The organism is Limnochorda sp. L945t (assembly GCF_035593305.1).
GTDB classification, from domain to species: domain Bacteria; phylum Bacillota; class Limnochordia; order Limnochordales; family Geochordaceae; genus Carboxydichorda; species Carboxydichorda subterranea.
In genome coordinates this window covers 838245-856146 of sequence record NZ_CP141615.1, presented here as the reverse complement: position 1 = coordinate 856146, position 17902 = coordinate 838245, and the positions used below count along the sequence as shown (strand labels likewise).

The following is a 17902-nucleotide window of genomic DNA, read 5'->3' as shown; positions in this document are numbered from 1 at the left end:
TCCGCTCCCCTGCCTGCGCTTGCCCATGATACCAGCGCCTACCGCCGCACGCCCGGTCGGCCCGTGGCCTCCCGCAGGATCTCGTCGATGATGCCGTACTCCTTGGCTTCCTCGGCCGACATGTAGAAGTTGCGGTCGGTGTCCTTCTCGATCCGGTCCATGGGCTGGCCCGTGTGGCGGCTCAAGATCTCGTTGCCGATCTGCTTGAGGCGCAGGATCTCCCTCGCCTCGATCTCGATCTCCGTCGCCTGCCCCCTCACGCCACCCATCGGCTGGTGGATCATGATACGTGAGTACGGCAGGGCGTAGCGCTTCCCTTTGGCGCCGGCAGCGAGCAACAGCGCGGCCATGCTCGCCGCCATGCCCATGCAGATGGTGGAGACCGGCGGGCTCACGTACTGCATCGTGTCATAGATGGCGAGCCCGGCGTAGACCAGCCCACCGGGGCTGTTGATGTACAGCGAGATCTCCTTCTCCGGGTCCTCGGCGGCGAGAAAGAGCATCTGGGCGATGACCAGGTTGGCCACGTAGTCGTCGATGGGGCCGCCGACGAAGATGATGCGTTCCTTGAGCAGGCGGGAGTAGATGTCGTAGGCGCGCTCGCCCCGGGCCGTCTGCTCCACCACGATGGGAACCAACGTGCTCATGGGAGACTGCACCCCTCCTTCAAGCCGGTTGCTGCTGGGACTGCTCCACCCGCAGGATGGCCTCCAGCTCCGCCTCGTCGTCGATGCCGCCCTCGGCCTCCTGCTCGGTGACCTCGGCGTGCTCCACCAACCAGTCTACCGCTTTGTCACGCCGCATGGAGGTGCGGACCGACTCCCGGACCTCTTCCTCGAGCGCTTCCAGCCTTGCCTGCTGCTCCCGCTGCCGCCGGTCACCGCGCGGCCTCTCGGAGGCCACTCCCACATCCTGCCCCTGCCGGTAGGAGGCCATGAGTTGCTCGACGCGCTTTTCGACCGCGTCCGGGTCGGGCTCCAGCTGCTCCTGGCGGGCCACGGCGTCCAGCACGAGTTCCTCCAGGATCTGCCGACGGGCATCGGGCTCGATGCTGCTGACGAGCTCGCTCGCCGAGCGGCCCGAAAGCTCGAGGTAACGCTCGAGCGTGAGGCCCTGCATGGCGAGGCGCTCCGCGAAGTTGCGCAAGAGCCGGTCCGCGCGACGCTGCACCATGGTCTCGGGCACCTCGACCGATGCGGCCTGGGTGACCTTCTCGACCACCTGGCGGCGCACGCCGGCCCGGGCGCGGCGCTCGACCACCTCCTGGAGCTCCGCGCGGATCGCCTGCTTGAGGGCGTCCAGCGTCTCGTACGGGCCCACGTCCTTGGCCAGGTCGTCGTCGAGGGCCGGCAGGCGCTTCTTCTTGACGGCCTGCACGGTGACCTGAAAGGAAAGGGTCTTGCCGGCCAGATCCTTCGTGGGATGGTCCGCCGGCAGCGTCAATTCGAACTGCCGGCTTTCTCCGGCCCGGGCCCCCGTAATGGCCTCGTCGAACCCGGGCGCCACCTGGTCCCGGCCGATCTCGATGGTGCGGCCCCGTGCAGCGCCTCCCCGGAACGGCTTGCCATCCAGCAGGGCGTCATAGTCGACCTCGGCGTAGTAGCCCCGCTGGACCGCCTCGTCCACCGGCTCCAGCACGGCGAAGCGCTCCTGGATCCGCCGCAGCACGCGGTCCACGTCGCCGTCGCCGACCCGCACCACCCGCCGCTCGACCCGCATCCCCTTGGTGTCACCCAGCTTGACCTCGGGCTTGACCGTCACCTCGGCCTTGAAGACGAGCGGCTTGTCCTCCTCCATCTGCACCACGTCGAACCGGGGCTCGTCGACCGGCTCGATGCGGGCGTCCTCGACCGCCTCCCGGTAAGCCCGGGGAAGCAGGTACTCGAGCGCCTCGTCGTAGATGGGCTGGCGCCCCAACCGGGCCCGCAGCACCTGGGGCGGGACCCGCCCGGGGCGAAAGCCGGGGACCCGGACCCGCCGGGCGAGGCGCTGGTAAGCTTGGTCGAGGCTGCGCTGCACCTCGTCGGCCGGCACCTCGACCTGCAGGGAGACCTTGCTGCCTTCCAGGACCTGGACCGTTGCCTTGACGCTCACCGACGTGGCTCCTTCCACCGAGGCGCTGCAGGACGTGGCGATGGAGGCCCCGCAACGCAAAAGCAGCCTGATCGACTCGGTCGACCAGGCTGTTTCCGAACTTCGCAAAGGATGGAGCGGATGACGGGATTCGAACCCGCGGCCCTCGCCATGGCAAGGCGATGCTCTACCGCTGAGCTACATCCGCTCGCCCTAGAACCCCGGCGGCACCCGCTGCCTCGCCGCCCCAAGCGGGAGTCTACCGGACGCCGCGCGCCTTGTCAAGGCTGGCCTGGACGGCGTCGCCGGACCGGCGGCCCCTCGGTTCGTGCCCGCAGTTGGGCCCGCCCGTGGGCGGCCGCCTCCTCGGGTACTCCTGCGTTGCTCAGCCCTTCAACGCGCCGGCCAGGAGTCCCCGCATGAAGAATCGCCCCAGCAGGATGTAGACGAGCACCGTCGGCAGGGCGGCCAGGATGGAGCCCGCCGTGGGGAGGTTCCAGTAGACCGCCTGGCCCCCGGCCAGGTTGGCCAGGGCAACGGTCACGGGCTGCGCATCCGGCCGGGTCAGGGTCACGGCGAACAGGAACTCGTTCCATATCTGGGTGAACTGCCAGATGGCCACCACCACGAACGCCGGGCCCGACAGCGGCAGCATGATCCAGCGGTAGATGCGGAAAAAGTCGCCGCCGTCGATCGACGCCGAGCTCACCAGTTCGTCGGGGATTTCGGCGTAGAAGTTGCGAAAGAGCAGGGTCGTGATGGGCAGCCCGTACACGACGTGCACCAGGATCAGCCCGGGCAGCCCGCCGTAAAGATTGATGTTACGCAGGAACTGAAACAGAGGAATCAGAATGCTCTGATAAGGTATGAACATCCCGAAGACCATCAAGGGAAAAATGACGCCGGCACCGCGGAAGGTCCATTTGGAAAGCACGTACCCGTTCAAACTCCCGAGCGCCGCTGACAGCAAGGTCGCCGTCACCGCCAGGAGGAGGCTGTTCTTCAGCTTCGGAGCGAACTGGTCCCAGGCCGTCGCGTAGCTTTGCCAGTGAGGCCGGTCGGGAGGAAGCCACGCACTGGCCAGCTGGATGGCTTCGGGCGCCTTGAGGCTCGTGATGACCGTCATGTAGACCGGCACGAGATAGACGGCGGCCAGCATCACCAGCGCCGCGTAGATCAAGAGCCGCCCCGGGCGTACCTTCTTCATCCCAGCTCAGCCCGCCGCGACCGGAAAGCGTTGACCAGGTACGGGATGATGAGCACCGACACCATGATGAGCAGAATCACGGCGATGGAGGCTCCTTTGGCCAACTGGTTGCCCCGGAAGGTGGTCAGGTACATCGAGATGGCCGGGACGCTGGTCGGAGCGTTGTCGGGTCCCGCCATGGCAAAGACCAGGTCGAAGATCTTGAGGGCGATGTGCCCGAGGATGATGAGCGCGCTGAGCGTGATGGGCTTGAGGAGCGGGAGGTCGACATACCGGTAGACTTGCAGCTCGCTCGCCCCATCCACGCGCGCCGCCTCCCGGAGCTCGGAGGGTACCCCCCGGAGCCCCGCCAGGTAAAGCGCCATGGTATACCCCGCCATCTGCCAGGTGGCAGCGAGCACGACTCCGATCAGGGCGTCGTTGAACCCGTGCAGTTCGGGGAAGGGCAGCAGCTTGACGTGCGAGCCGGGCCCGAAAAGCGCCCACCCCAGGGTGGCCCCCGCCGCCACCCCGGCCAGCGCAGGCCCGAGCCGCCGCCTCCTCCGAAGCCCGACGGATGCGACCAGGGCCAGCGCGATGGCGATCCCGACGCCCAGGTACCGGGGGAGATGCTGCCAATCGAAGCGCAGGTACTGGGATCGGCTGCTCAACCACAGAAACGTCCACGGCTCACGTCCGATCATCGCCGGCAGTACGTTGACACCGCCCCGGGGCTGGAGCACCCAGCGCCACATGGTGCCCGTCACGACAAGTGAAAGCGACATGGGAAACAAGAAGATGGTGCGGAAGATGGCCTCGCCGCGCACCTGCTGATCGATCAGGATGGCCAGCGCCAGTCCCAACGAGAGGCTCGCTCCCACGAAGAGCAACGTGAAGTAGAGCATGTTGACCAGGTCCTGGCGGAACCGGACGTCGAGGAACCCGGTGAAGAGTTCCCGGTAGTTGTCGAGCCCCACGAAGTGGATCGTCGGATGGAGAGCCAGCGCCATTTGTCGGCCCCAGTCGGTCAAGGAGAGGTACACCGTCCGGCCGATGAAGCCGTACACGAAGATGGCCAGCAGCACCAGCGACGGCGACAGCATCAAGATCGCGAGGATGCGGTCTCTTCGGGAACCCACCGGGCGCCTTCCCCTCTACCCCAGCGCACCTGCCGGATGACCGGAGCGGGAGCCTCAGGTCCCGCCCCGGCCGTGCAGGTTGTCTTCGTGGCCCACGCTCTAGGACGCTTTCGGCATCACTTCGCAATGCCTGCCTGGATGGCGATGGCCTGAGCGGCGTTGCTCGCAGCCTGCGCATCGCGGGTGTTGAGGAAGATCTCCATGACCGTGGCAAAGTCGTTCATGAAGCGCTCGTTGGCCACGACCCCGTGAACCAGGCTGCCCACGATCTTGTTGGTGCGCCAGTCCTGAGCGGCGCTCTTCAGGTAGTCGTTGTACTTGGACAGATCGCTGTCGGTGCGCGGGCTGATCGATCCCTTCAGCGGGTTGAAGATGTCCTGGGCTTCGCGGCTACCCAGCATGCGCAGCCACGCTACCGTGTGGTCCCGGTGCGGCGCGCCCACCGGCAACCCGAAGGTGTCGGACAGCATCATGAAGATCCCGCGGGTACCCGGGGAGGGCGCCCATGCGAAGTCGGTGCCCGGCTTCAGCTTGAGCGTGGTGGTCATGTAGCCCGCGGCCCAGTCGCCCATGACGTTGAACGCGGCCTGGCCGTTGACCACCATGTCAATGGCCTGCTGCCAGCTCAGCGAAGGCGCGTCCGCGTTGGTGTATTGCAGGATCTGGCCGAACAGCTTCCACACGTCGAGGACCTCGGGGCTCGTCCAGGAGAGCTTTCCTTCCCACAGGGCCTGCCACTTCTCCGGCCCCAGCTTGGACAGGGCCACGCTCTCCCAGAGGTGCGAGGCCGTCCAGTTCTCGCCAAGAGCGAGCGGGGTCACGCCCTTCTCCTTCAGCGACGGGGCGATCTTGAGGAAGTCATCCCACGTGGCGGGAGCCTTGACACCCCACTTCTGCAGGTTGCGAGGGATGTACCACAGCACGTTGGAGCGGTGGATGTTGACGGGGACCGACCAGATACCTTTGTCCGTGCTGAGAAGCTTGATGAGCCCCTCGGGCAGGACCGAACGCCAGCCTTCCTGCTTGTACAGCCAGGTGAGGTCCTCCATGCGGTTGGCGACGACCCACGTGCCGATGAGCTCCTGGCCGGCGTGCACCTGGAACGTGTCGGGCGGATAGCCCCCGAGCATGCGGGTCTTCAGCACGGCCTTGGCGGCCACGCCCGCCCCACCGGCCACCGTCGCGTTGATGACCTTTACGTTCGGGTAGAGCTGCTGGTAACGGGCGATGAGCGCCTCAAGGGCCGGCCCCTCGTCGCCCGACCACCAGGAGAAGATTTCGAGCTCTTGAGCAGGCGCTGCCAGGGCCGAAACGGGCCCGGCCAAAGAGACCGCAACGACTGCGAGCGCTACCAGGAGCGCTCGGATGCCGCGCCATCGCATCTCCGGTCACCCTCTCCTTCGCTTCCTTCGTCTCCTTTGGCGCACACGCTTCCCGCTGGCCGGTACACCGGGCGCGCGACCACCCCCGTCCAGGTAGACTTAGTTGCCGACGACAACCATTTCGCCCCATGAGTACGGCACGGGGAAGCGAAAATCCTTCCCTCCGGTCCGTGTGCCGGAAACCGATATGAGACTCGCGCATCCGGTGCGAATGTGCATCATTCCTACAGGAAGCGCCGGGGCAACCGGGGAGCTTCTGAAACCGTGTTTCCCTTGATCCGGCCCTCCTCGCCGGATAAGATTGTCGCAGGCCCGAAGAGGAAGTCGCACGGCTTGGTTGTCATTCTCGATGAATGAGGTGACATCTCCTGGACTTCTCCGGCCCCACTGCCCACCACTCCCTCATGAGGGCGCGCAATGAGGCCGTGGTCCTCAACCTCCTGCGCCTGAGGGGGCCGATGTCCCGCGCGGACATCGCCCGCATCACGGGTCTTCACAAAGCTACGGCCTCCGGTCTCCTGGAAGCCCTGCTGGCGCGCCAGCTCGTCAAGGAGATCGGCACGGGTCCGTCCACCGGCGGCCGGCGTCCCAAACTGGTCACCCTCAACGCTTCGGCCGGCACCGTGATCGGTGCGGACCTCGGCGTCGACTACCTGCTCGTCGTGATGCTCAACCTGCACGGACAGGTCGTCTGGCGAAAGCGCATCCTCGAGCCGGGCTCCGCCAACCCGGGGGAGGAGGTCGAGCGGCTGGCTCACCTGATCGAGGAGGCGGTGGCGTCCGTTCCGCCGGCCCCCCTGGGGTTGCTCGGTATCGGAGTGGCGGTACCCGGTCTGGTCGAGGACGAGACGGGCCGGTTGTTGTTCGCCCCTAACCTCGGCTGGCAGGACGTACCCGTGGGCGATTTGCTGCGGCGGCGGTTCGACGTTCCCGTACGGGTGGAAAACGACGGCAACACCGGAGCCCTGGCCGAGGTATGGGCAGGGGCACTGGAAGGCGCCGGCCATCTGTTTTTCCTCAATGTCGGCGTGGGCGTCGGCGCCGGCATCATCATCGACGGTGAGATCTACCGCGGCGCTCGCGGCATGGCCGGGGAGTTCGGCCATACCACTGTGGACCCGGCCGGGCCGTTGTGCAACTGTGGTAACCGCGGCTGTCTGGAGACCTTCGTATCGCAGCGCGCGCTCACCGGGCTGGTGCGGAGGGGTGCCGACACCGGGCCCACCACGCTGAGCGCCGAAGCCGTCTTCCAGGCCGCGGAGCGAGGCGACCCGGCCGCCATCGCCGCACTGGCCCGGGTGGGAGAGTACCTGGGCATCGGGATCGCCAACGCGCTCCACACGTTCGATCCGGACGTCGTCGTCATCGGCGGCCCCATGGCCCGCGGCGGCCCCTCGATCCTCAACGCGGTGCGGCGGGTGGTCGAGCAGCGGGCCATGCCTTCCATCCGGAGCCACGTTCGCATCGTCGTTTCGACGCTGGGAGAAGATGCCCCGGCCATCGGTGCCGGGGCGATGATCCTGCAGGAGTTCTTCCGGATCCCGGGGACGAGGGCGCCGGCGCGCCCGTTCCGCAGTTACGACGACGCGGCCGGCGCCCCGTTGTTGGGCACCCGAGGGTCCCGCCATCGTCGGAGCCGTTCATCCGGGACAGGATCCAGATGAGAGAGCGGTCCGGGAGGGGGGCGCGAGCCCGGAGCGGCTCCTCATCGGCGCCGTACCCGCCGCCTACCTCGAGCAGCGGGTGGCCGGGCTCAGGATCGGCGAGACGGGCTTTGGGATCCTCGTCGACCAGGCCGGTCTGGTCCTGGCCCACCCGGACTCCGGTCAGGTGCTCGAGGCCAACCTGCTGCAGGGGCCGGTGGACGATGCGACGCGCACCGTCTACAAACAACTCCTGAGCGCCGACCGTCCCACCGTCAGTTTCGTCCGGATCGCCGGTCAACAGCGCATGGTGGGGGTACGGCCCATCGAAGGCTCCTCGTGGCGGCTGGTCGTCAGCGTGCCGCGGGACGAACTCACCCGGCCCCTCGGCACCTTGTTCCGTCAGGCGCTTTTCATCGGGGCCGGCATGGTGCTGGTGTCCCTGTTAGCGGCCTACGGGATCGGGCGCGTGCAGTCCCGCGGCGTCGTGGAAGTAGCGGAGGCCATGGCGGCCCTGGCCCAGGGCGACCTGACCCGGAGGGTGCCGGTGCGGAGCCGCACGGAGGTAGGGCGCCTCGCCGAAGCGTTCAACACGACCCTGGAAAGGCTGCGGCACCTGGTCTCCCAGGTGCGAGGCGAGGCGCAGCAGGTGGCCGCTGCGAGCCAGGAGCTGGCTTCCTCCTCCGAGCAGGTGGGCCAGTCCGTACGGGAGGTAGCCGCGACCGTCGACCAGATGGCCAGGGGCAGCGAGCGCCAGTCTGCTGCGGCAGCCAACGCCTCCGGCAGCGTCCGGCAGGTGGGGGAGACCGTGCGGGGCGTCACCTCGCGGATTCAGCGCATCGCGGAGGGCAGCCACGAAGTTGCTCGCCTTTCCCAGGAGGGCCGGGCAGCGCTTGCCGGCATCACGGAGCGGATGGCGCAGATCGAGCAGACGGCAGGCCAATCCGGCAGGGCAGTCGAGGACCTGGGGCAACGCTCCCAGCGCATTGTCAATGGCCACTTGAAAAACCGCACTTTTGGCCACGAAAATTCCGCAATCGTGGCCAGGTAGGTGGCGGGATCTACGCGGGGGTCCCTCCCTCCCCTCGGCCCCCCGCCCGTAGGGCGGGGGGCCGCCGGCGCCTCTTCCCGTGTGTTGCTGGGTTGGGGCGGCACCAGCCGGCTGCGCATCCGGTAGCTCTCGCCCTTGAGGGTGATGACGTGGGCATGATGCAACAGCCGGTCGAGCACCGCCGCCGCGGTGGCCGGGCTGTCGAACAGCGCCCCCCACTCCTGGAACTCCAGGTTGCTGGTCACGATGAGCGAGCGCCGCTCGTACGCCTTGGCCACCAGTTGAAACAGGTAGTCCGAGGCGGTGGCGTCCATCTTCAGATAGCCCAACTCGTCCAGGATGATGAGGTCGTGCGCCAGGATGGCCTTCAGCTTCTGGGCCATGCTGCCATCGGCCAGGGTCGCATAAAGCTCCTGGACCAGGTCCTGCACGGTCAGGAAGAGCACCCGGTAGCCGCGGTTGACCGCCTCGATGCCCAGGCCGATCGCCAGGTGGCTCTTGCCGACCCCCGGGGGTCCGAGAAGGACGAGCGACTCGTGCGCCTCCACGAACTGCAGCGTGGCCAGGTCCCGGATGGTCTGGGCGCTCACCGACGTCTGGAAGGAGAAGTCGAAACTGTCCAGCGTGCGCAGCATGGGAAAGCGGGCCGCCTTCAGGCGCTTGTCCCGCTGGGTGGCCTCTCGGGCCTCGACCTCGGCGTCGACCAGGTAGCCCAGGAAGTCGAGGTACGAGGGCTCTTCCTGCAGCGCCAGCTCGCTGACCGCGTCCAGCATCTCCCGGATACGGCGCAGCTTCAAGCGCTTGAGGCCCTGCTCGAGGCGGGCCCGGTCGGCCGGCGCAATGGTGCGAATCATCGGGCCACCTCCTGATAGTAGGTCAAGTCCCGGCGCTCCACCTCGACCCGATAAGGCAGGACGACGTGGCCCTGGGCCGCGGGCTTGGCCGGCTGGGGAAGGCTTGAGGGCGCCTTCTGCAGCCGCTCCACCAGGCGCTTGAGGATGCCGTAGCCGTACGCCTCGAAGTGAATGGCCCGCTGCATGGCCTGCTCCAGCACGTCGGACGGGCAGCTTTCGGCCAGCGTCACGATGCGCTCCATCTGCTCCCGCAGATGCCCACTCCGGGAGCGGCTGAGACCCTCCAGGTACGTGCGGGCACTGGGGGCCAAGGCCTCAAAGCGGGCCTGAAGGGGATGGGCCGGTTGGCGGCGCGCTTGGTGCTGCGGGTCATGGTCGTCCCGAATCATGACGCGACCCCGTCCGGGGACGAGCTCGATCCGGTCGACCACCTGGCCGTCCTCCAGGATCTCGATGCGGTCCTCGAATCGCCGGTAGCTCACGGGCCGCCGGGCAAAGCGGGCCGGCACCGAGTACCGGTTTCCCTCGATGGAGATGAGGTTGGTGCGGGTGGCCTTCCGCTGCTCCAGGATGCCCTGCGGGGCGCTCACCTCCAGCGGCTTGAGGTGGGGCGCCTCCTGTGCCAGCCGATCCCACGGCACCGCTCCGGTCGTGGCATGCGTGCGGGCGTTGGCCACCTGGTCCATCCAGGACCGGACCTGGCGGTTGAGGTCGGCCAGATCCGTGAACTCCCGGCCGTAGAAGAAGCCCCGGCGCACGTACTTGACCATGGACTCGACCTTGCCCTTCGACTCGGGGTCGTGAGCCCAGCAGGCCCTCGGCGCAAAGCCGTACAGGGCCGCCAGGTGCAAGAGTTCCCGCTGGTAGCGGACGACCCCGCCGACCCGTTCCGCCACCACGGTCTTCGCGTTATCGAAGAGCAGGGTGCGAGGCACCCCGCCGATGTACTGGAAGGCCCGGTGCAAACACCCCGCCAGCGTGGCCATGGAGAGCGACGTGATGAACTCCACGTAGATCACCCGCGACCACGCCAGCGTCAGGATGAAGGCGTACAGCCGCACCCGAGCCCCCTCGACCACGAGGGTTCCGAAGTGGCCCCAGTCCACCTGGGCCTGCTCCCCGGGCAGCGTCTCGATGGGCTTGTACTCCCGGACTGGGTGCGGCCGGATCGCAGCGACGAACCGGCGCACGCTGCGGCGGGAACCCGTGTAGCCCTGCTGGCGGATCTCTTGGTAGAGCCGTTCTGCCGTCAGCTCGGGCCAACGGGCCAGCCGGGCCGTGATATACTCGGCGTAGCGGTCGATCTTGCGGGCCCGCTGGCGGTAGCGGGGAGGCTCCGCGGGGAGCGTGGGACCTTCCCAGTACTTGGCCACGCTGTCCCGGTGGATGCCGAGGCGTTCGGCCACCTGAACCTTCTTCAACCCTTCGTCACGCAAGTGCCGCAACTGGATCACCAACTCCTGTCCAACCAGGTTTGCTCGCTCCTTCGCCGGATCCGTCTGGGTGGTGCCCCAGCGGAGCCGATACGGGGGAGCGGGCATTTCCCCTACCTGGCCGGATGTGCGGCTTTTTCGTGGCCATTCATGCCGGTTTTTCGTGGCCACTTATGCCGATTTTAACGTGGCCACGGACACGCATCGGCCAGATCGTGGACGTCATCACCGGAATCGCCGATCAGACCAACCTCCTGGCGCTCAACGCCGCCATAGAGGCGGCTCGTGCCGGCCAACAGGGCCGAGGCTTCGCGGTGGTGGCCGAAGAGGTGAGAAAGCTCGCCGAACAATCCCGCCAGGCCGCATCCGAGATCGCCGGGCTCATCGCCGAGATCCGCCAGGAAGTCCAACGGGCCGTTCGCGACACGGAGGCGGTGCGGGCTGCGGTGGCGGAGGGCGTCGAGGCGGTCAGCGCCTCAGGGCAGACGTTCACGGCCATCGCCCGGGCGGTAGAGGTGTCCGTCGCGCAGATCAACGAGGTCCATGCTGCGGCGCAGGCCATGGCCGCGGCGAGCGAAGCCGCCGTCCGGGCGGTGGACGAGATTGCGACCATCACCCGGTCGAACGCTGCCGCTGCCGAAGAGGTGGCCTCGAGCACCGAGGAGCAGTCGTCAGCCGTCGAGCAGATCGCCGGCTCGGCGCAGCGCCTGGCCCGCATGGCGCAGGAGCTGCTGGCGGCGGTGGGCGCCTTCAAGGTGGAGTAACCGGCCTTCGGCCTGGGTCGAGACCTGCAACCCGAGGACAGCCGGCCGGTCCTCTCCCTCCCGCGGAGTGCCCGGCGGAGCTCAGACCAGGTCGACCTCCACGCCCGCCTGCCGGATGTGCTCGACCTCCCGGGGGTCGGCGGCCTGGTCGGTAACGACCCGGTCGACGGCCGAGAGCGGTGCGACGTGGGCGACCGCCACGCTGCCGATCTTGCTGTGGTCGGCCACCACGATCACCTGTTTGGCCGCCGCGATCATGGCCCGCTTGATCTCCGCCTCCTGCAGGTTGGCGTTGGTGATCCCCTTGGCCGCCGACACCCCGTTGCACCCGAGGAAGAGCTTGTCGGCGTTGACCTGGGAGAGAAGCAGCGTCCCGTAGGGGTTGACCAGGGAGTGCTGCAGCGAGCGTAGGGTCCCGCCCGTCACCAGCACCGTCACGTACGGGTACTTCTCCAGCTCCAGGGCAATGTTGAGGCTGCTCGTGATGACCACGACATCCGTCAGCCCCGCCGGCAGGTGGCGGGCCACCTCGGTCGTGGTCGTCCCCACATCCAGGATGATGGTGTCGCCGTCCTCGACCAAGCGCGCTGCCGCCTGGCCGATGCGCCGCTTCTCTTCCCGAAAGCGCGCCTCCTGCTCGGCGAACGGCCGCTCGTAGCGCGTGCCCCTCGCCAGCACGGCTCCCCCGTGCGTCCTCCGGGCGAACCCCTCCTGCTCGAGCTGCGAGAGGTCCGACCGGATGGTGACCTCGGAGACGCCCAATTCCCGGCTCAGCGTCGCCACCCGTACGGACCCCTGCCGGCCGAGGAGCTCCCTGATGCGCTGGAGCCGCTCGGCCGGAAGCAGCTGGACATGGTCCCCACGCGGCGTGCCATCTCCCCGCTCGGTCATCGAGTGCCGGCTCCGTGGGTGTCCGTCAGGATAAGAACGTCCCTCGGAGCGAGCTCCACCTCCCTCTCAATCTCTTGATCGGCCAGCAGGTTTCGCAGGCGCCTATTACCCAGTGAAATCACGGTGGGCCGGTCACGGTGGTTCAAGATGAAAAGGAAGCTCTGGCCGCCACCGCGCCGCTCCACAACCTCCACCCCGTCAGGTACCTGGAGCGGCGCGCCGATCCCGTGCTTGTCGCACAAGAAACGCACCAGCCTGTCAACGAACCGTTGCTCGGGAGCCGAGCCCACGTACCACGCCTCGCCCGCTCCTACACGATGGCGGGTGAGAACGGGCCGGCCAGCGTAGAAGTCGGCCCCGTACCGCCCGACCACCTCGGCCCCCTCCGTGTGGAGAAGGTCGAACAGCAGTGAGCAAGCATACTGGCCGTCCAACCCAGGGTAGCCCTGCACGACAATCCGGTTGGTCATCTCGGGAGGTAGCGCGTCGGTCTCTTCTACCCACACCCCTAGCAGGCGCCGCAGCGGGCCCGGGTACCCCCCGAGGATGATCCTGTCGTTCTCATCCACGATCCCGCTGAAAAACGTGGTGAGGAAGGTGCCACCCCCGGCGACGAACGTCTCGACCTTCTCGGCGAAGCCGGGATGCATCATGTAAGCTACCGGGGCGATCACCAGCCGGTAGCGACCGAGAGGAGCCCCGGGACTGACGACATCGACCGCCACGTTGGCCCGCCACAACGCCCGGTAGTAGGCCTCGACCTGAGGCAGATACTTTAGGGCGACGCTGGGCCCGCTCGAGTATTCGATAGCCCACCAGTTCTCCCAGTCGAACACGAGGGCCACTTGGGCGTCGATCCGGCTACCGAGGAATGTATCCCCCAGGGCTTCCAGCTCCCGCCCGAGGGCCTGTACCTCGCGGAAGACGCGCGTGTCGGGGGTTCCGGCGTGAGAGATGACGGCCCCATGGAACTTCTCACACGCTCCTTGCGACTGGCGGAGCTGAAAGAACATCACGGTCTCAGCGCCATGAGCCAGTGCCTGGTAGCTCCACAGGCGCATGACCCCGGGCCGCTTCAGCGAGTTGTACGGCTGCCAGTTTTGCTGGCTGGGCGTTTGCTCCATCAGCATAAATGGCTGACCGTCCTTGAGCCCGCGCATCAGGTCGTGGCGAAAGGCCACGGTGGCAACATCCACGTCCATCGGGGGATAGCTGTCCCAGGAGACCACGTCCATCTCCCGTGCCCACTTGAAGTAGTCGAGCGGTTTGTACGCTCCCATCAGGTTGGTGGTGACGGGTACGTCCGGCGTCCACCGCTTGATAGTGTCGCGTTCGGCCTTGAAGCACTCCAGCAGGCTGTCGGACATGAACCGGTCGTAGTCGAGGGAGATGGGCTGGAAGGCGGTCCGGGTCGGGTCGTGGTCGTCGAGGTGCTCACTCAAGATGTTGGGAGGCACGATCTCCTCCCAGTCGTACAGCGTGTGCCCCCAGAAGCGGGTATTCCAACGCCGGTTGAGCTCGTCGAGCGCCCCGTACCTGCGCTGCAGCCAGACCCGGAACTCCCTTGCACACCGATCACAGTAGCAACGGCCTCCGTACTCGTTGTTGACGTGCCAGGCCACGAGACCAGGGTAATCTTTGTAGCGCCTGGCAAGCTGCTCGGCGAGCCGCACCGAGTACTGGCGATAGGTGGGGCTGTTGGGGCAGAAGTTGTGCCGTGCGCCGAAGCGCCGCTCGCGTCCTTGAAAGTCTACCCGCAGCACATCCGGATGGCGCCGTGCCATCCAGGCAGGAACGGCCGCGGTGGAGGTAGCTAGGCACACGCCGATGCCATGCTTATCGAGTTCCTCCAGGACCTCGTCGAGCCATCCAAACTCGTACCGCTCCTCTTCGGGCTGCAGCAGCGCCCAACTGAACACCGGCAGCGTCACGATGTTGATGTGCGCCTGCTTGAACAGCTCGATGTCGCGCTCCCAGACCTCCCGAGGCCACTGGTCCGGGTTCCAATCGCCACCGTACCAGATGCGGTTCGCGCTACCGGAAGCCACCAACGACCCCTCCCTAGCCCCGCAAGCTCCCTATAGTGAGCCCGCTTTGCCAGTATCGCTGTAGGAAGAAGAACAGGACCACTAGCGGCACGACCGAAAGCACCGTACCTGTGATGACAACGTTATACAGCAACTCTCTCCCGAAGGTGGATGCTGCGTTCCATGTGGCCAGCCCAACGGTTAACGGGAAATACTTCGGATCGTTCAAGGCAACCAGGGGAAGGAAAAAGTTGTTCCACGTCCCGACAAACGTCAGAAGGAAAAGGGTGGCAATGCCAGGACCGATTAGCCTCAGCACGATGCCAGAAAAGATACGCAGTTCTGATGCGCCATCAACGCGAGCCGCGTCGAGCAGATCGTCGGGAATGCTGTCCCTGATATACATTCTCATAAGAAACGTCCCAAACGGGTTAGCGACAGACGGGACTATAATGGCCCAGTACGAGTTAATCCATCCCAATTGCCGCAAAATCAAGAAAAGAGGAAGAACGAGCGCGGTTGAAGGAATCATCAGGGACACTAGGACAGCTCCGAAGACGGCTTCCCTTCCCCGGAACCTGTACTTCGCCAGAGCATAGCCAGCCAGGGAAGCCACCAGGCTAGCCAGTGCTGCGGTAACGCCCGAGTACAAGAACGAGTTCGCCGTCCACACGGCGTAGATACCATCTTGATACGATAGAACCGTCCTAACGTTGTCGAACAATGCAAAGGGGTCGCTGAACCACAGGCCAAACGACCCGAACAGGCTGGAATTCGTCTTCGTCATCGCGATGACAAGCCAATAAAAGGGGAACACGAAGTAAAGGGCTGCAGTTCCCAGCACTACGGCCCATAACCCTTGGCTTGCATGGCGCACCTCCGATCTCAAGCGTGTCCGATCCGGAAGGCTCTCACGTACGAGCAGCGGCTTCGTTATCGAATTGTTAGCCACCTCGGGTCGTTGTCCCCCCATGACGCTACTGTCCCTCCCGGGTGATACGCATAAAGATAGCCGAGAATAGCGCAATGATCGACGCAAGGATGAAGGCCAGCGTAGCGGCGTACGTGAACGCCCCTCTGCTGAAAGCCGTAGCGTAAATGTACAGGTTAGGGGTATAGTTGAAAGGTACACTCGTCATTGCAGCGAGGACGAACGGCTCGTTGAACAACTGAAAGCTTCCGATAATCGAGAGGACGGTAACGAAGACGATCATGGGGCGTATGAGAGGTATCTTGATAGTCCATGCAATCCTGAGGTCGCTGGCACCGTCAATGCGAGCGGCATCGTATAGTTCTGGCGATATTGTGGTGAGCGCCGCGGTTAAGATCACCATGTTGTACCCGGTCCACTGCCACGTTACCATGTTGATGATTGCACTGAGTAACCTATCACTCGCAAGAAAGTTGACCGGAGCGATCCCCAGGAATTCGAAGAGTTGTCGCAGAGGGCCAATAGTTGGAGCATAGATGTACCCCCACATGAGGCTACTCACGACACCCGGAATGGCGTACGGGAGGAAGTAAGTGATACGCACCATCTTCTTTGCACGGGCCGACAAGAGCCCCGTGTCCAGAACCAAGGCGAACATGAGGGCCAGCGAGATCATAATGGTAATTTGGATTACACCGAATAGCAGAACGGTCTTCAAGGACCCGAAGAACAGTCCATCCTGGAGCGCACGCTCGTAGTTGGAGAAGCCAACGAAAACCCGGCGAGCCCCTCGTTGGCTAAACAGGCTCATGTAGAATGCGTACCCAATCGGGAAGACGAAAAAGGTAGAAAAGAGCACGAGGAAGGGAGCCATCATAACGTACGGGGTCAATCGTGTCCCAACGGACCGGTTCATATGCTGCGGACCCTCCCTCGTATCTCTTGCGGACAGGCCTGCGGCGTCAAAGTCTGGAGTACCGCAGGCCTGTCTCGTCATCAACAGTCTATCTGCTTCTCACCTGGTACCCCTGGAAGTTTGCCTCGTCTACGACCGCTTTCTGCATATTCGCCAAAGCCGCGTCCGGAGTCTGCTTTCCCGCTATCAGGCCGGACATCTGGACCTGAAAAGCATTGGAAACGGCGGTCTCCCAAGGACTGAACGTCCATGGGAGAACGTGTTGGGATGCCTCCTCGAAGAACGCGCCAATGTCCTGTCCACCAAAGTACTTCTGTGGTTGATGGAGCTCGGGGAGCCTCAGGCCCGCTGACGCTGCCGGCCACAGCCCGCCGCCAATCCAGTTCTGGCGGATAGCACCTAGGTTCGTGTTGATCCAGGCGGCAAAGAGCAAAGCTGCCTGTGGGGACTTGGTTTGAGTCGTTACAACGGATGTCGATCCGCCCCAGTTGGCCGTCGCGAACTCGCCGGGCTTCCACTGGGGAATGCGTGCTACTCGCCACTTCCCCGATGTCTGTTCAGATCCTTGCATAAAGAGCAAGGGAGACCAAGCAGCAGCGATGTCGGACGCGATTTTACCTGTGTTGATGGCGTTCCACCACTCGACTTGACCCGAGACTGTGGATACAAGACCATTGCGGATCATATCGTACCAGTAATTTAGGACTCGCCTGGTTGCTGAGTCATCGATACTAACCGTCCACTGGTCCCCGCTGACCCCGAACCATTGTGCGCCTGCCGCCCAGGCATATGTCATGAACCGGTTTCGATCAGTAGCGTCGAAGTTCGCGATGTACACCCCTTGCTTGTACGAGTGCAACTTGCGCGCGGCCACAAGGTAGTCTTCCCACGTGACCGGGAAAGAGCCAATTCCTGCGGCATCGAAAAGATCCTTGCGGTACAAGAAGGCGACAGGGCCGGTGTCTTGCGGAATCGCGAAGACCCCATCTCCTCGCTTTACCTGTTCCCAGGTCCAGGGAACGAAATACCGAGCATACCGGTCCGCGCCGTGCTTGCTCAGGTCAAGGAGACCGCCGGTATCGATGAACTGAGGAAGGAACTGGAATTCCACCTGTGCCACGTCCGGAGCCCCCGACCCTGCACTGATGGCCGTCAACAGCTTGTTGTAATGGTCCGGTCCGACTCCCACGTTCTGGTACTTGACATGGATATTCGGAAACTCTTTTTCGAAAAGCGACACGACCTTGTCAATACCGGGGACCCATGACCAAAAAACGATAGTGTGCTCTCCCTTGACCTCCGGGTAGGTCGGTTCTGAACTTGCGGCCCGGGACGTAGGAGCAGCAACGAGAGCAGTTGCCGTGACGATCATTGCCACAAACCAAAACATATGCAGCCGGTTGCTCCTCATGCATGAGCCCTCCTCACGGCCGAGCGTGTATCGACACTGCCCAAACGAGACTACCCTGACGTCCTTCCCAACGAGAACCATCTCAACTCGTGTCCTACTCCTGCGCCCTCCTTTCTTCTTTCATCCCGATAATCTCCTCGATGCTCTCCTATCGCGCCCATTGCCTTCCGCAGCCACTCGCTAGAGGAGCGGCTACCTTCG

At 65.0% G+C, this 17902-nt stretch carries 15 protein-coding genes, 1 tRNA gene and 1 pseudogene; 4 read left to right on the top strand and 13 right to left on the bottom strand.

The annotated features are described in order from the left end of the window. Positions 1-38 precede the first annotated feature (38 nt). Together clpP and tig are read right to left on the bottom strand one after the other, a co-directional pair. Complete coding sequence (clpP, locus tag U7230_RS03940; protein ID WP_324717436.1) at positions 39-647, bottom strand: ATP-dependent Clp endopeptidase proteolytic subunit ClpP; 609 nt, start codon at positions 645-647, stop codon at positions 39-41. 19 nt (positions 648-666) lie between these two features. Beyond that, positions 667-2094 carry a trigger factor gene (gene tig, locus U7230_RS03935; RefSeq protein ID WP_324717435.1) on the bottom strand — a complete coding sequence of 476 codons (1428 nt, stop codon included), beginning with the start codon at positions 2092-2094 and terminating at the stop codon, positions 667-669. On the opposite strand from tig, the gene U7230_RS03930 reads away from it, so the two are divergent. After that, positions 2084-2218 (top strand): hypothetical protein, encoded by a 135-nt coding sequence (locus tag U7230_RS03930; RefSeq protein WP_324717434.1) that lies wholly within the window; start codon positions 2084-2086, stop codon positions 2216-2218. The two genes, tig and U7230_RS03930, sit on opposite strands and share 11 nt — an antisense overlap. On the opposite strand, the gene U7230_RS03925 is transcribed toward U7230_RS03930, so the two are convergent. The 4 genes from U7230_RS03925 to U7230_RS03910 all read right to left on the bottom strand — a co-directional run bounded on the left by U7230_RS03925 (position 2207) and on the right by U7230_RS03910 (position 5780). Then, positions 2207-2281, bottom strand: a tRNA-Gly gene (locus tag U7230_RS03925). The two genes, U7230_RS03930 and U7230_RS03925, sit on opposite strands and share 12 nt — an antisense overlap. Before the next feature lie 177 nt (positions 2282-2458). Then, positions 2459-3280, bottom strand: a complete 822-nt coding sequence (locus U7230_RS03920; RefSeq protein ID WP_324717433.1) for a carbohydrate ABC transporter permease — start codon at positions 3278-3280, stop codon at positions 2459-2461. After that, positions 3277-4362 (bottom strand): carbohydrate ABC transporter permease, encoded by a 1086-nt coding sequence (locus U7230_RS03915; protein WP_404980629.1) that lies wholly within the window; start codon positions 4360-4362, stop codon positions 3277-3279. The genes U7230_RS03920 and U7230_RS03915 overlap by 4 nt, the downstream gene beginning before the upstream one ends. 152 nt (positions 4363-4514) lie before the next feature. After that, the gene (locus U7230_RS03910; RefSeq protein ID WP_324717431.1) at positions 4515-5780 is read right to left on the bottom strand and encodes an ABC transporter substrate-binding protein; all 1266 of its coding nucleotides are present in this window, start codon (positions 5778-5780) and stop codon (positions 4515-4517) included. A gap of 425 nt (positions 5781-6205) precedes the next feature. On the opposite strand from U7230_RS03910, the gene U7230_RS03905 reads away from it, so the two are divergent. Both U7230_RS03905 and U7230_RS03900 read left to right on the top strand, forming a co-directional pair. Next, a complete protein-coding gene (locus U7230_RS03905) occupies positions 6206-7444 on the top strand; it encodes an ROK family transcriptional regulator (protein ID WP_324717430.1) in 1239 nt (412 codons plus the stop codon). 286 nt (positions 7445-7730) lie between these two features. Next, positions 7731-8024, top strand: a pseudogene (locus U7230_RS03900) (HAMP domain-containing protein); the annotation flags it as partial. Between the two features lie 230 nt (positions 8025-8254). Here the strand turns inward: U7230_RS03900 and istB are convergent. Both istB and istA read right to left on the bottom strand, forming a co-directional pair. Continuing rightward, positions 8255-9328, bottom strand: coding sequence for an IS21-like element helper ATPase IstB (istB, locus tag U7230_RS03895; protein ID WP_324717429.1), 1074 nt, complete (start codon positions 9326-9328; stop codon positions 8255-8257). Beyond that, a complete protein-coding gene (gene istA / locus U7230_RS03890) occupies positions 9325-10773 on the bottom strand; it encodes an IS21 family transposase (protein WP_324717428.1) in 1449 nt (482 codons plus the stop codon). Before istA ends, istB begins: the two co-directional genes overlap by 4 nt. A 113-nt stretch (positions 10774-10886) precedes the next feature. Here istA and U7230_RS03885 point away from each other — a divergent pair, with 113 nt between their 5' ends. Next, positions 10887-11525, top strand: a complete 639-nt coding sequence (locus tag U7230_RS03885; protein ID WP_324717427.1) for a methyl-accepting chemotaxis protein — start codon at positions 10887-10889, stop codon at positions 11523-11525. Between the two features lie 81 nt (positions 11526-11606). On the opposite strand, the gene U7230_RS03880 is transcribed toward U7230_RS03885, so the two are convergent. From U7230_RS03880 to U7230_RS03860, 5 genes are read right to left on the bottom strand one after another with little or no spacing between them, the layout of a single operon-like run. Further along, a complete protein-coding gene (locus U7230_RS03880; RefSeq protein WP_324717426.1) occupies positions 11607-12416 on the bottom strand; it encodes a DeoR/GlpR family DNA-binding transcription regulator in 810 nt (269 codons plus the stop codon). Then, on the bottom strand, positions 12413-14464 hold the full coding sequence (locus tag U7230_RS03875) for a beta-galactosidase (protein ID WP_324717425.1): 2052 nt from the start codon (positions 14462-14464) through the stop codon (positions 12413-12415). The genes U7230_RS03880 and U7230_RS03875 overlap by 4 nt, the downstream gene beginning before the upstream one ends. A 13-nt stretch (positions 14465-14477) precedes the next feature. Then, entirely contained in the window at positions 14478-15416 is a 939-nt protein-coding gene (locus tag U7230_RS03870) for a carbohydrate ABC transporter permease (RefSeq protein WP_324717424.1), read from the bottom strand. Between the two features lie 4 nt (positions 15417-15420). Further along, positions 15421-16371: a carbohydrate ABC transporter permease gene (locus U7230_RS03865; protein ID WP_324717423.1), complete on the bottom strand. Its 951-nt coding sequence runs from the start codon at positions 16369-16371 to the stop codon at positions 15421-15423. A gap of 7 nt (positions 16372-16378) precedes the next feature. Beyond that, positions 16379-17701, bottom strand: a complete 1323-nt coding sequence (locus U7230_RS03860; RefSeq protein ID WP_324717422.1) for an ABC transporter substrate-binding protein — start codon at positions 17699-17701, stop codon at positions 16379-16381. Positions 17702-17902 lie beyond the last annotated feature (201 nt).

Excerpts from the sequence above, each read along its gene's own strand:
- U7230_RS03920 (WP_324717433.1), bottom strand. The coding sequence starts at position 3,280 with ATGAAGAAGGTACGCCCGGGGCGGCTCTTGATCTACGCGGCGCTGGTG.
- U7230_RS03870 (WP_324717424.1), bottom strand. The coding sequence starts at position 15,416 with ATGGGGGGACAACGACCCGAGGTGGCTAACAATTCGATAACGAAGCCG.
- U7230_RS03865 (WP_324717423.1), bottom strand. The coding sequence starts at position 16,371 with ATGACGAGACAGGCCTGCGGTACTCCAGACTTTGACGCCGCAGGCCTG.
- U7230_RS03915 (WP_404980629.1), bottom strand. The coding sequence starts at position 4,362 with ATGCTGTCGCCGTCGCTGGTGCTGCTGGCCATCTTCGTGTACGGCTTC.
- clpP (WP_324717436.1), bottom strand. The coding sequence starts at position 647 with ATGAGCACGTTGGTTCCCATCGTGGTGGAGCAGACGGCCCGGGGCGAG.
- U7230_RS03885 (WP_324717427.1), top strand. The coding sequence starts at position 10,887 with ATGTGCGGCTTTTTCGTGGCCATTCATGCCGGTTTTTCGTGGCCACTT.
- U7230_RS03860 (WP_324717422.1), bottom strand. The coding sequence starts at position 17,701 with ATGAGGAGCAACCGGCTGCATATGTTTTGGTTTGTGGCAATGATCGTC.
- U7230_RS03910 (WP_324717431.1), bottom strand. The coding sequence starts at position 5,780 with ATGCGATGGCGCGGCATCCGAGCGCTCCTGGTAGCGCTCGCAGTCGTT.
- istB (WP_324717429.1), bottom strand. The coding sequence starts at position 9,328 with ATGATTCGCACCATTGCGCCGGCCGACCGGGCCCGCCTCGAGCAGGGC.
- U7230_RS03880 (WP_324717426.1), bottom strand. The coding sequence starts at position 12,416 with ATGACCGAGCGGGGAGATGGCACGCCGCGTGGGGACCATGTCCAGCTG.